The sequence below is a fragment of the Nitratireductor sp. ZSWI3 genome (assembly GCF_024655565.1).
In the GTDB taxonomy this organism is placed as follows: domain Bacteria; phylum Pseudomonadota; class Alphaproteobacteria; order Rhizobiales; family Rhizobiaceae; genus Nitratireductor.
The window spans coordinates 16,535-29,348 of sequence record NZ_JANKOF010000029.1 but is presented as its reverse complement, the minus strand read 5'-3'; the positions used below and the strand labels follow the sequence as shown (position 1 = coordinate 29,348).

The 12,814-nt window shown below is 63.1% G+C and carries 12 protein-coding genes; 1 reads left to right on the top strand and 11 read right to left on the bottom strand.

Annotated features, from left to right (window positions below; all coding sequences use genetic code 11):
* Positions 1-5 precede the first annotated feature (5 nt).
* The 10 genes from trbG to NUU27_RS11345 form a co-directional block, all read right to left on the bottom strand.
* A complete protein-coding gene (gene trbG, locus NUU27_RS11390; protein WP_257762223.1) occupies positions 6-1,031 on the bottom strand; it encodes a P-type conjugative transfer protein TrbG in 1,026 nt (341 codons plus the stop codon).
* A complete protein-coding gene (trbF, locus tag NUU27_RS11385) occupies positions 1,021-1,752 on the bottom strand; it encodes a conjugal transfer protein TrbF (protein ID WP_257762222.1) in 732 nt (243 codons plus the stop codon). The genes trbG and trbF overlap by 11 nt, the downstream gene beginning before the upstream one ends.
* Positions 1,753-3,069 carry a P-type conjugative transfer protein TrbL gene (gene trbL / locus NUU27_RS11380; RefSeq protein WP_257762221.1) on the bottom strand — a complete coding sequence of 439 codons (1,317 nt, stop codon included), beginning with the start codon at positions 3,067-3,069 and terminating at the stop codon, positions 1,753-1,755. It abuts the gene before it with no gap.
* Positions 3,070-3,102: 33 nt separating this feature from the next.
* The gene (gene trbJ, locus NUU27_RS11375; protein ID WP_257762220.1) at positions 3,103-3,828 is read right to left on the bottom strand and encodes a P-type conjugative transfer protein TrbJ; all 726 of its coding nucleotides are present in this window, start codon (positions 3,826-3,828) and stop codon (positions 3,103-3,105) included.
* Positions 3,825-6,275, bottom strand: coding sequence for a conjugal transfer protein TrbE (gene trbE / locus NUU27_RS11370; RefSeq protein WP_257762219.1), 2,451 nt, complete (start codon positions 6,273-6,275; stop codon positions 3,825-3,827). Before trbE ends, trbJ begins: the two co-directional genes overlap by 4 nt.
* A complete protein-coding gene (locus NUU27_RS11365; RefSeq protein ID WP_257762218.1) occupies positions 6,269-6,541 on the bottom strand; it encodes a VirB3 family type IV secretion system protein in 273 nt (90 codons plus the stop codon). The genes trbE and NUU27_RS11365 overlap by 7 nt, the downstream gene beginning before the upstream one ends.
* Entirely contained in the window at positions 6,541-6,849 is a 309-nt protein-coding gene (locus tag NUU27_RS11360; RefSeq protein ID WP_257762217.1) for a TrbC/VirB2 family protein, read from the bottom strand. The genes NUU27_RS11365 and NUU27_RS11360 overlap by 1 nt, the downstream gene beginning before the upstream one ends.
* A gap of 11 nt (positions 6,850-6,860) precedes the next feature.
* On the bottom strand, positions 6,861-7,829 hold the full coding sequence (gene trbB, locus NUU27_RS11355; RefSeq protein ID WP_257762216.1) for a P-type conjugative transfer ATPase TrbB: 969 nt from the start codon (positions 7,827-7,829) through the stop codon (positions 6,861-6,863).
* A complete protein-coding gene (locus NUU27_RS11350) occupies positions 7,826-8,239 on the bottom strand; it encodes a ribbon-helix-helix domain-containing protein (RefSeq protein WP_257762215.1) in 414 nt (137 codons plus the stop codon). The genes trbB and NUU27_RS11350 overlap by 4 nt, the downstream gene beginning before the upstream one ends.
* A 114-nt stretch (positions 8,240-8,353) precedes the next feature.
* Positions 8,354-10,384 (bottom strand): conjugal transfer protein TraG, encoded by a 2,031-nt coding sequence (locus NUU27_RS11345; RefSeq protein ID WP_257762214.1) that lies wholly within the window; start codon positions 10,382-10,384, stop codon positions 8,354-8,356.
* Positions 10,385-10,708: 324 nt separating this feature from the next.
* On the opposite strand from NUU27_RS11345, the gene NUU27_RS11340 reads away from it, so the two are divergent.
* Positions 10,709-11,446 carry a hypothetical protein gene (locus tag NUU27_RS11340; protein ID WP_257762213.1) on the top strand — a complete coding sequence of 246 codons (738 nt, stop codon included), beginning with the start codon at positions 10,709-10,711 and terminating at the stop codon, positions 11,444-11,446.
* 177 nt (positions 11,447-11,623) lie between these two features.
* Here NUU27_RS11340 and NUU27_RS11335 read toward each other — a convergent pair whose 3' ends face one another.
* Complete coding sequence (locus NUU27_RS11335) at positions 11,624-12,808, bottom strand: cysteine desulfurase family protein (RefSeq protein WP_257762212.1); 1,185 nt, start codon at positions 12,806-12,808, stop codon at positions 11,624-11,626.
* Between the last annotated feature and the right edge of the window lie 6 nt (positions 12,809-12,814).

Below are 12,814 nucleotides of genomic sequence, written 5' to 3'. Positions count from 1 at the left end.
CCTCCTCACCTGCTCCAGCGCCCGAAGAGTGAGGTACGGCGCCGCGGCATGCCGTCCGTCCTTGTGATGCGCACGACCTGTTGCGGCCTGGTGCCGAGACGCAATTCGGCCGCGGCGAACAGGCGGTCGACGATGTAATAGTTGCCACGCATGCGGTAGTTGACGAGTTGGTTGTCGCCTTTGGCGCCAACCACGAAGAGCGGCGGCGCCTCGCCCTGATCGATGCGGCGCGGGAATTCGATATAGACCTTGTGACCGTCGTCGAACGCACGCACGGGGCGCCAGGGAGGCGTGTCTCCGGCAATCGAATAGCGGAAGCGGATATCGGCGAGCGCCACGTTGGACGCCACCGGCGCAGCAGCCTCGGCGCGGGCATTTCGCCGGCGTAGCGCGATGATCTGGTCCTCGCTGTAGGTCCAGGATATCGCGGCCATGGCGGTCTTCACCGTGCTTTGCAATTGCAGGTGATAGGATCGTCGGTCGGTCGTGATGACGAGGTTGGTCTTGAGCCTCGGCGCGAAGGGTTTGACCAGCACGTGGGTGCGCTGGTTCTCACCCGTGCCGCTGACCGTATCGCCGATCACCCAACGCACGGTGTCGCCGGCAGAAACGGATGTGAGCGTCTCCCCCGGCTGCAGGGCGATATCGGTGACGCGCTCGGGTGCCGCATAAAGCTGGTAGAGAGCGCCTTCGGCATAAGGATAGACCTGCACTGCGTTGACATAGCCATGCTTCGTGGGTTCCTGGGTGGCGGCCTTGTTGGCATCGGCGACGCGCTCCTCGGGCAAGCGCTTGTCCTCGACGACCTTGCTCGGTTCGGGCTGCAACTGGCCGGGCAGCGGCAGAGGTTTCGGAACTTCGACGATCTTCACCGATTTCTCAGGCACCTTCTCGATTGCCGCCGATTTGAAATCAGCAGCGTCATAGGAAATCTCCGGCGGCGGTACCTTCTTCGACGCACAGGCGGACAGGGCAAAAGCCGACGCGGATAGGATCAACACGACGCGGAGCGATGGAGTTCTACTGTTCATGGGCGGGCTCCTTCGGGGACGGAGAAGTGGGTGCGACGCTGTCGAGCTCGCGCGACCAGTCAATGGCGTTGACGAAGACGCCGAGCGGGTTCCTGCGCAGCTGATCGGCGTTGCTCGGCGGGCGGATCACGACGGTGAGGATCGCGGTCCAGTGTGTCGTGCTGGCGAGACTGCCGCGCTCGTAGACCTGCTCGGTCCACTTGACCTGGAACGAGCTGTCGGAGGCCCTGACTACGCTGGTCACCTGCACCGAGACGCTGCGGGTGCCGATCCGGCCGAACGGGTCGTTGGCCTTGGCGTACTCGTTGAGGAAGAGTGCTGCGCGGTCGGTGGCAAAATCGTAGGCTGCCAGCCAGTTCTGCCGCACCAGCACCGGATCGGTGGAAACGGAGCGGACATTCGAAATGAAGCGACCGAGATGCCAGGCAATCTGCGCATCGGACGGCTCGTAGTCCTGGATCGCCGGGGCGATGGCACGCGCCTCTCCGAAACGGTCGACCTCGACGACGTAAGGCACGACGCGGCTTTGCAACGACTGCCACAGAAGCCCGCCGGCAAGGCCCGTGGCCAGCGCCAGGCAGCCAAAGGCCAAGAGGCGCCAGTTCCTGGCCTGAACGCGGGCCGAGCCGATGCGCTCGTCCCAGACTTGAGCGGCCTTCTGGTAGGGCGTGACGGGTTCGGGTGTCTTCCCGTAACGCTGAACAGGTCTCTTGAAGAGCATCTAGTCGTCCTTGTCTGTGAGGGAGGGATTGGCGCCGCTTCCTGGGCGATCGCCGTCGCGGACGGCCTGCATCGCAGTGTGGCGATGGGCACGGGCGGTCTGTTCGGAGCGCAGCCGCCTTGCCCAGGCTGGGGCGCTATCGGCCGTTGTGCCGGCCGAAGGTTCGCGGCTGGTCGGCGCACCGCCCGTCGCGGTCCAAGCGGCATCGCGCCCGGCATCGGCACTCTGCCTGAACGGTGCAGCTGCGGATCGCGCGCTTTGCATGACGGCGCCACCGGCAGCCCGCGCAACACCGCCCATTCCGGCCGCAACGCCTGCCACACCGACTTCGCCCGACGTATCCCGTCCGAAGCGATAGGCCGCCGTTGTCGCCGACCCCATAGCAGTGCCGGCCCGGACCGCAGACAGACTGCCGCCGGTGGCCAGGCGAGCCCCGGCGTAGGCTGCCCCGCCGGCAACGAGCGTCGCACCGGCCGCCGCTGCCGTCGTGCCCAAGGCCGCACCCGCACCGAGCTGCGGCGCGCCTGAGACGAGACCGGAGGCGATCCCCGGCCCGAAGATGCCCAAACCAAGCAGCGCCAACGCACCCAGCACCTGCGACATGGCAGCGGCGAGGTCCGGTTCCTGGCCCTGCAGGGCGGAAGCGAACTCGCCGAAGAGCGTCGAGCCGATGCCGACGATGACGGCGAGCACCATCACCTTGATACCGGAGGAGATCACATTGCCGAGCACGCGTTCGGCCAGAAATGCCGAGCGGTTCCAGAGTGCGAAGGGCACGAGCACGAAGCCGGCGAGCGTGGTGAGCTTGAACTCCAGAATGGTGATGAAGAGCTGGATGGACAGAATGAAGAAGGCGATGATGACCAGGAACCAGGCCAGAAGCAGCACGAAGATGGTCAGCGCATTGCCGAAGAACTCGGGGAAGCCCAGAAGCTGGCTTGCCTGCTCGAGCAGCGGCCAGGCACCCTCGAAACCGGTTGCGGCGATGCGGCCGGGCTGCAGGAGATCGTCGGGGGACAGGCTGCCGGCCGACGCGTTGATCCCGAGCCCGGCAAAGGACCGGTAGATGATATCCGCAAGATTCGAAAAACTGTTCAGGATGAAAGCGAAGACACCGACATAGAGCACCTTGCGGACAAGGCGGCCGAGAATGTTGGGCTCGTCGCCGAGCGACCAGAACAGGCCGGCCAGCGTGATGTCGATCCCGATCAGGATTGTGGTGAGGAAGGCGACATCGCCCGAAAGCAGACCGAACCCGCTGTCGATATAGCGGATGAAGGTCTCCATGAAGCGATCGATGACGCCGAGGTCGTTCACGTTGCCGCCTTCCTCTTGCCTGTCAGGCTTCGATCAGTTGCCGGAATAGGCCGTGCCGGAGCCGAGGAAGCGCCGCGTCGTCTCGCGCGCTGCCTCCTCCGACTGCGCCTTGCGGGCCGCATCCTCGGCCTGCGCCCGGTACTGCGTGGCGAGCAGCGTCTGGATCTGCATCTGCTGCTTGGCCGAGAGCGCGATCAGCTGGTTGGTGGCTTGGCTCACCTGGAGGGCGCCGACGGCGCCCTGGCTGCGATTGACGAGATCGGCAAGGAGATCGCCGTCGGCCTGGACGTTCTCGACGATCTGCGACTGGACGCGCATGGTCTGGCGGAAGGCTTTCATGGCGCTTTGCCAGCGCTCGCGTGCGGCCGCCGCCAGATCGTTGACCTTGATCGTTGCGTCGTAGCTTTCCGGATACTTTTCTAGCCACTCATCCTCCAGCCGGTCGAGGTCGAAACTCAGACCGTCCGCCTGGATCATCAATCCGTCGATGCGGTTGAGCGCGCCAGTGAGCTGGCCGAGCGAGGAAAAATCCAGTCGCTGCAGGTTGCGCGCCATGTTCTGCAACATGGTCGCCTGATTCTGCAGCGACTGGATCTGGTTGTTGATCTGCTCCAGCGAGCGTGCCGCCGTCAGCACGTTCTGGGCATAATTCGACGGGTCGAACACGGTGATGGCGAGGGCCGGCTGGATGAAGCCGGCAATCGGCCTGGTGACCAGGGAGAGGGTGATCAAACCCGTGAGAAGATGGCGCCGCATCATGACGATTGCTCCTTGTCTGGTTGAGGGAATTGCTCGAGAAGCTCGGCGGCCCAGCCGAGGCCGCGCGCACCGAGAAACCGGGAGGCGAAGCCGTCCCGCCCGTGCTCGGAAAGAATGGTGTCGATGAGGGTCTGCGCGGCCGGATCGGAGGCGCCGCAGAGCGCCAGTGCCACGGGACCCAAACCCAGCTCAAACTGCCGATTGCCGCGGCGCGATTGCAGATAGTAGTGGCGCTTGGGCGTGGCGCGGGCGATCAGCTCGATCTGCCGCTCGTTCAGACCGAAGCGCTCATAGGCCGCCCGTGCCTGCGGTTCCACGGCGCGATCGTTTGGCAGGAAGATACGCTGCGGGCAGCTCTCGATGATCGCCGGCGCAATGGAAGAATCGGCGATGTCGGCAAGCGACTGCGTGGCGAAGATCACCGAAACGTTCTTCTTGCGCAGCACCTTCAGCCATTCGCGGATGCGGGCGGCAAAGAGCGGATTATCGAGATAGACCCAGGCCTCGTCGAGGATGAGCAATGTCGGCCGCCCGTCGAACCGCGCCTCGAGCCGGTGGAACAGATAGGTGAGCACCGGCAGGACAACGCCGGCCTCATGCATCAGCTCCTCGGTCTCGAAGCACTGCACGTCCGACAGCGCCAGCCGGTCGTCATCGGCATCAAGCAGCCGGCCGAAGGGGCCGTCCAGCGTATAGGGCATGAGTGCCGCCTTCAGCGCATTCACCTGAAGGAGCACCGACAGGCCGGTGAGCGTGCGTTCTTCCGCCGGAGCGGTGGCCAGGCTGGTGAGCGCCGACCAGACGGCTTCCTTCACCTCCGGTGTGACGGTGACGTTCTCATGCGCCAGCAGACCGGCAACCCATTCGGCGGCCCAGCTGCGGACGGTCTGGTCGTCGATGTTGCGCAGCGGCTGGAACGCGAATGAGCCGTCGGCGCCCAGTGCATGATGTTCTCCGCCCATCGCGAGCGTGGCCGCGCGCGCGGAATTGCCCTTGTCGAAGAGATAGACCTGCGCGCCGGCATAGCGGCGGAACTGCAGGGCGATCAACGAAAGCAGCACCGACTTGCCGGCGCCGGTCGGCCCGACGATCAGCATATGGCCGACATCGCCGACGTGAGTGGACAGCCGGAACGGTGTCGAGCCGCTGGTCTCGGCGAAGAGCAGCGGCGGAGCTTCCGTCGCGGTTACCTTGCCCAGATGCTCGTTGCGCGACGGGCCGGCCCATACTGACGACAGCGGCATCAGATGGGCGAGGTTCAGCGTGTGGACGAGCGGCTGGCGCACATTGGCATAGACGTGACCGGGCAGCGAGCCGAGCCAGGCTTCGACCGCGTTGACGCTCTCGCGGATGGTGGTGAAGCCGAGCCCGTTGACCATGCGCTCGACCGCGCGCAGCTTCTCCTCGGCGGCCTGGCGGTCCTCGTCCCTGACCGTCACCGTGGTGGTGAGGTAACCGAAGCCGACATGATCGCCGCCCAGGGCCTGGAGTGCCGCATCGGCATCAAGCGCCTTGTTGTCGGCATCGCTGTCGACCAACGGCACCGGCTCGTTGGTCACCACCTCGCGCAGGATGGCCGCGATCGATTTGCGTTTGGCAAACCACTGCCGGCGCAGCCTGGTCAGCGTCTTCGTGGCTTCCGTCTTGTCGAGGGGAATGAAACGGGTCACCCAGCGATAAGCAAAATCCTGATGATTGAGCGCGTCGAGGATTCCGGGCCGCGTGGTATTCGGGAAACCGAGAATGGTGAGCGTGCGAAGCTGCTCATCACCCAGCATCGGCTCCAGCCCGCCGGTCAGTGGCGTATCGACCAGCGCGCCATCGAGATAGATCGGCGTCTCCGGCACAGCGACCGGATGACGCCTGGTCGAAATCGTGCCGTGCAGGAATGTCAGCGTCTCGGCGTCGTCGAGCGCGCGCATCTCGGGCATTAAGCCCGATAGGAGGTCCAGGACCCGGTCGGTCTCGTCCCGGAATCGCGTCAACTCCTGGCGCCAGTTCCGTATCCCTTCAGAATGATCGGACTCGACCAGTGCGCTTTCGGCGCGTGCCTGGCCATCCGGTGGCGGCATGAACAGCAAGGTCAGGTGATAGCGGCTCTCGAAATGCGCGACCTTGTCCTCGAACGCCGCGCGGTGCTCCTCGTCGACCAGCCACGAGGCGGCGTCGGGGAACTGCGCGTTCGGATAATCCAGCGCCTCGATGCGCTCGGCTTCGAAGAACAGGGCCCAGCCGGTGCCGAGCCGTCTCAGCGCATTGTTCGCCCGCGCGCAGATGCCGACGAGCTCGGCTTCCGTCGCGCTTTCGAGATCGGGCCCACGGAACCGGAACGTCCGCTGAAAGCTGCCGTCCTTGTTGAGAACGATGCCAGGCGCGACCAGGGCCGCCCAGGGCAGATGGTCGGCAAGCCGGTCGGCCCGGTTGCGGTATTCGGCAAGATTCAGCATGAGAGCCAACCCTTCTGGCGGAGGTGACGGATGAGCACGCTGGCGAAGTCCGGGTCGCGGCGGGCGGCAAAGACGGCGAGCGTGTGGCCGGCGATCCAGAGCAACAAGCCGGCGATCCATTGCTGCATCCCGAGCCCGATCGCCGCGGCTACCGTGCCGTTGAGGATCGCCACAGCACGCGGCACGCCGCCAAGCAGGATCGGCTCGGTCAATGCCCGGTGAACGGGAATCTCGAAGCCCTCGATGTGCTGTTCGCCGGGCGCCATCAGACGAGCGCCCCGCCGCCGAAGGAGAAGAAGGAGAGGAAGAAGCTCGAAGCGGCAAAGGCGATCGACAGGCCGAAGACGATCTGGATCAGCCGGCGGAAGCCGCCCGCCGTGTCGCCGAAGGCGAGCGTCAGGCCGGTGATGATAATGATGATCACCGCGATGACCTTGGCGACCGGCCCCTGCACCGATTCCAGGATCTGCTGCAGCGGTTCCTCCCACGGCATGCCGGAACCGGCCGCATGGGCCGGAACCGTGACAAGAAACGCGATGGCGGTCGACGATAGAAAGCGAAGCTTCTTACGCATGAAGTTGCCTTTCAAAACTGCTGGAGTTGCGGGAGCGTGAGTTGCGTGACGGCGTAGTCGCCATTTCCGTCGAGACCGGTGACCTCGGCGATCGCGTCGATGCGGCGCGATGAGCCACGCCCGGCGATGAAGACGATCAGATCGATGGCTTCGGCGATGAGACGACGGGGAACGGTGACGACGGCTTCCTGAGCGAGCTGCTCGATACGGTAGAGGGCGGAGCGCGCCGAATTGGCATGAACAGTAGCGATGCCGCCCGGATGACCGGTGTTCCAGGCCTTCAGCATGTCGAGGGCTTCCGCACCCCTGACCTCGCCGACGATGATGCGATCGGGTCTGAGCCGCAGTGTCGAGCGAACAAGATCGGCAAGGGTGACCGAGCCACGCCGTGTTCTGAGCGCAACGCAATCCTTCGCCGCGCATTGCAGTTCGCGTGTGTCCTCGATCAGGATCACGCGCTCGGCGCATTCGGCCACTTCGGCGAGCAGTGCATTGGCAAGTGTCGTCTTGCCCGACGACGTGCCGCCGGCGACCAGGATATTGCTGCGATCGCGGACGGCCTTCCTCAGCGCCTCGGCCTGGACCGGCATCATGATACGTTCGGCGACGTAATCGACGAGCGTATAGAGTTTGGCGGCCGGCTTGCGGATCGCGAAGCTTGGCGCCAAGACCACGGGAGGCAGCAGTCCCTCGAAGCGTTCGCCTGACGGCAGTTCGGCGCTGACGATCGGGTTGTCGGCATGGGCTTCGGCGCGCACGTGGGAGGCGACCAGGCGGATGATCCGTTCCGCTTCGGTCGGATGCATGCGCACACCGGTGTCGACTCGGCCCTTGCCCAGCCTGTCGAGCCGCAGCGCGCCGTCGGGGTTCACCATCACCTCGATGACGGAGGGATCGGCCAGCGCATCGGCGATCGCCTGACCCATGGCGGTGCGCAGCATGGTGCGGCGGCGGTGATCGGCCTCGGGATGCGTGGTCATCCTTCTTCTCCCCCGCCATCGCCTTCATGAAGCGAACGCTTTCCGGAGGCGATCTGGCGGCCGACCTGCTCGACGAATTTTTGGAAGCGCTCCTGCGCGATCGCCTGTGTCGCCTTGTCCGGAACCGGCGTGTGGGCGTGAAGCGTGATGGAAAAGCGGATGAAGAGCGCCAGGCTTTCTAGGATCATCTCGGCATCGCGGCGGACATGGTCGAGGTCGCGCGAAAGACGGTCGAGCCTCTGGCCGTAGCGCCGATCGAGCTCGTTCTCGCCGCGCTGCTCGAGGAAGGCCTCGACCGCCTTTGCCACAATCTCCGACTTGGTGGTCGAGGGATTGCGGCTGAGCCGATCGAGCTTCGCGCTCAGCTCGGAATCAAGGAGAAACTGATGACGGATGCGTTCGGGCTTCATGCGGCTCGTTCCGGTTGCCGGCGCCCATGCGCCGGATGCGGAACGAGCATCGTTCAGATGCCTGGATTCGCTTATGGCCCTTATCTACGCCGAGATGCGCCCGACAATGGAAATTCAGAAACCGGGCAGGACGTCCTTGTCGTCACCCATGCCCTCGTTGATGCCGTAGGCGCGGGCGGCATTGGAAATCCGGTCCATGACTTGCCTGTCGGCGACCGTCTCGCCGCCATCGTCGGCGGGCTTGAACAGGTCGCCCTGATCAGGCTGTTCGGCTTTCCTTTCGTTTTCTCCGGGCAGGCCCGGATGACGCTGCTGTTGGACGCCGCCTTCGTTGTCGGACGCGGCGTCGGCGCTCTCGTCGTCGGCGGCAAGACGGCGGTCCACGCCGCGCACCTGACCGCGCCAATCGTCGGGTCGCCGCGCGGGACAATCAATATAGGGGCCGCCGCCCAGAACCGGCGAAAGGAGCACGCGCTCGGTGAAGTTTCTGTCTTGGTAATATCGCAGCTTCTTCGCGCGGATCGGCGGCAGGCCGGAGACCAACACCAATTCGTCGGTGGGCGGCAACTGCATCACCTCGCCCGGTGTCAACAGCGGCCGGGCCGTCTCCTGACGGCTCACCATCACGTGGGAAAGCCAGGGCGCCAGTCGATGGCCGGCATAGTTGCGCATGGCCCTCAGTTCCGTCGCCATGCCGAGCGCGTCCGAGATGCGCTTGGCCGTGCGCTCGTCGTTCGAGGAAAAGGCGATCCGCACATGGCAGTTGTCGAGAATGGCGTTGTTCTCGCCATAGGCCTTGGAGATCTGGTTGAGTGACTGCGCGATCAGATAGGCGCGGATGCCATAGCCGGCCATGAAGGCAAGTGCGGTTTCGAAGAAATCGAGCCTTCCCAGCGCCGGGAACTCGTCCAGCATCATGAGAAGCTGGTGTTTGCGAGTCTTCCTCGGATCACCCTCCAGTCGCTCCGTTAGCCGCCTGCCGATCTGATTGAGCACCAGCCGCACCAGCGGCTTGGTGCGCGAAATATCCGAAGGCGGCACGACGAGATAGAGAGAGACCGGTCGGTCTGCATCCATGAGGTCGGCAATGCGCCAGTCGCAGGCGGATGTCGTCGTCGCCACGGTCGGATCGCGATAAAGCCCGAGGAAGCTCATCGCTGTGGACAGGACGCCAGAGCGCTCGTTCTCCGATTTGTTCAGCACCTCGCGCGCAGCCGAGGCGACAACCGGATGGACCTGAGGCTTTTCCGTGGTGCCGAGATGATTGGTGGTCATCATCCGCCTGAGCGTCGCGGCAAACGAGCGCTGCGGGTCCGACAGAAAGGTGGCGACACGGGCGAGCGTCTTCTCCTCTTCGGCATAGAGCACGTGCAGGATGGCGCCGACCAGAAGGGCGTGGCTGGTCTTTTCCCAATGGTTCCGCCGTTCCAGCGCGCCTTCCGGATCGACCAGGATATCGGCGATGTTCTGGACGTCGCGAACCTCGTGCGGACCCTTGCGCACTTCCAGGAGCGGATTGTAGCGGGCCGATCGTGAATCGGTCGGATTGAACAGGAGGCAGTGCGAAAACTTCGAGCGCCAGCCGGAAGTCAGCTGCCAATTCTCGCCCTTGATGTCGTGGATCACCGCCGAGCCTGTCCAGGAAAGAAGCGTCGGCACGACCAGACCCACACCCTTGCCCGAGCGCGTCGGCGCGAAGGCCATGACATGCTCCGGCCCGTCATGGCGCAGATAGCGGTCTTGCAGCTTGCCGAGAAACACGCCGGCCGGCCGAAACAGTCCAGCCTTCTCGATTTCACGCTTCACAGCCCATCGTGAGGAGCCATAGGTCGTGACCAGCCCGCGCTGCCGGGCACGCCAAAGCGAGCCGGCGATCGCGGCGGCGCAGCCCATAAAGCCGCTGGCGCCGGCCAGCATGCCGGCTTTGTTGAAGACCTCCGGCGCATAGGCCTCGAACTGGAACCACCAAACGAACAGTTTCCACGGCTTGTAGATCGGCCAGCCGGCCGCCACAAACCATGGCGAGCCGAGTTGCTCCTGATAGCCCAGCATATCGGCGCACCACTGCGTGGCGGCCCATACGCCAAGGATGACGATGGCGAACACGACAGCGATTTGGCCGATAAGGAGCTTCGTCGGTGTCATCAGCGCGGCTCCGGTGTTTTGGCAGACCGAACAAGAATGATGCCGAATGTCAGGAAATCGAAGTGCCCCTATGTACGATCAGGTGCGATCAAGCGGATATTTTCCGGCTTTGATTGCCTGGTTACGCCAATGCGGCCAATCGAAGGCATGTTCCCGAATGGGGCCGAAAGCCGTCATTCCTAGCGCGCCCAACTGTCGGCGTGGTCGGGCAGTAAACCGCATAGCGGCTTTGGACTGCTCGCAGTGGAATCGCACGCTTGCGTGATGCCCCTCGCGGCAGCAATAAGGGCGGTCTGAACAATATCACTACGAGGGGGAAACGTGGTGGCCAGGGAAAGCCAAGTATCGGTTGCAATCTACCGAAAGCACCTGAGGCTTTTTCGATACCTGAACGACACTTGGATTTTGACCGAACTACTCCGTCCCGAGCTCGAGAAGCGGGCAAATTCGCTTCGCGCTTCTAGAAGTAGGGCGAAGAAGCCTTATCGAGTTCCGAAAGGTAATTCGACCGCAGTAAGCAAGCGCCGGGATGAAGACATCGGACTGGTCTTCTCCGTACAACATCAGCGGGGCATATTTGAGACCAACATTGTCTCGATGGTATCACGTGCAGAGGCATTCCTGCAGGACGCAATATCCATTGTCGCCTGCGCTTATCCGCAGAAGCTCGGGTTACTTTCTGATAGGGCAGGAATTCCCCTCGAACTGTTCTTAGAGAGCGAGCGACGTGAGGATGTGATCCGGCGATTTGTCGCCCTGAAATGCGAAGGACTGATGTTTGGGAAGCCATCTGAGTACCTTGATAGGGTGGCGAAGGTACTCTCGATCGAACTTGACCCGGAGACGGTCAAGGATTTCATCGAGATTAAAGCTTCCCGCGACATCATCATTCACAACAATGGGCAGATTAACAAGCTCTATGTCGAGAAGGCTGGAGATCGAAGGCGCGGCGAAGCTGGCGAGGAGCTTGTCATCGATCGCGCGTACTTTCGACATGTAATCGTGACGATTAAGAAGCTGTCCGGAGCGGTTCAGTCGAAGACGGAGGCGGTATTTAAGTAGATTGGCGGTTCGCCTGTGCTTTCCTGAAGCGTCCCGATGATCTTATCCCACATGGAGACGGCCACCCGCGAAGAAGTATTGGGCGCAAACGGGCTTCGCTTCAGGCTACCATTACAGACACTGCCGATCGAGAATCCCTGAGTGGTGGTATTCAACCGCAGATGGGGCCCCTACCCATTAGGTGCATCGTTCAGCGGCATCGCTGACCAAGAGTGCAGCTTCTCGGGCTTTTGCGGGATCCATTTTCATGGCAAATCCAAAGCGAACCGCGGACCTGACCTGATCAGTTGGAAGCCCGAGCGCTGTAAGGACGTACGACGGCTCGATCGTCCCCGCAGTGCAGGCCGAACCCGACGATGCGGCCAATTGGGGTTGCAGGAGGCCGATGAGCTCATCTGCTTCGATGCCGGGAAAGCTGATATTGGCATTTCCAGGGTGGCGAAATGGGCCGGGCTCCGGGCCATTGAGATGGAACTGCATGCCGAGGGCCCGTAGTTCATCAAGGAATGCGTCGCGGGTTTGCGTGATGTTGTTGCGCCAGACCTCATTTTTCAGGCAGAGCTGCGCTGCGGTCCCCATACCAACGCAGAGCTGCAGGGGCAGCGTCCCCGGACGCAAGCTGCTCTGCTGACCACCTCCGAACATAATGGGCGCAATCGCGTGCTGAATATCGCCGGCAATAAAAAGGGCACCAACTCCCATGGGACCATGCATCTTGTGCGAGGACAGGCTGATGAGATCACACCACCGCGCAAGATCTGAGATGTCAGCTGCAAGCGGGGCCTGAACGGCGTCGGTGTGGAGCGGCACGCTAGCATCGCGACAAAGGCGGCCAATCGATCGAACATCCTGAATGGTGCCGATTTCATTGTTGACGAACCCGACCGTGCAAAGAGCGGTCCGCTCATCCAAGGCTGCCTCGAGCGCGTCGAGATCAACCATCCCCTCGCTTGAAACCGGCAGGACCGTGATTTCAAAGCCCCATTCGGCGCGCAGGTGATCACAGGCCGCAATGACACTCTTGTGCTCAATGGCACTGCGAATGATCTTGTTGCGCCCCTCGGCGGCCTTTCTGCGCATGCCGAGGATCGCGAGATTGTTGGCTTCGGTGGCGCCCGAGGTGAAAATGATCTCTTCGTGATTTGCACCGATCAGCATTGCGATGCCGGCGCGGGCTTCGTCGATCTTGGCGGCGGCTTCCCATCCCACAGCGTGATCGGAATGAGGATTGCCAAAGCCGGCCTCGGCCATTGCCTGTGCCACGCGCGGGTCGACCTCCGTCGAGGCGTGATTGTCGAGATAGATTCGGTTCATTAACCCCTCCATGCCCGATCTGGATGCACCATCCAGTTCATTGACCATATGTCG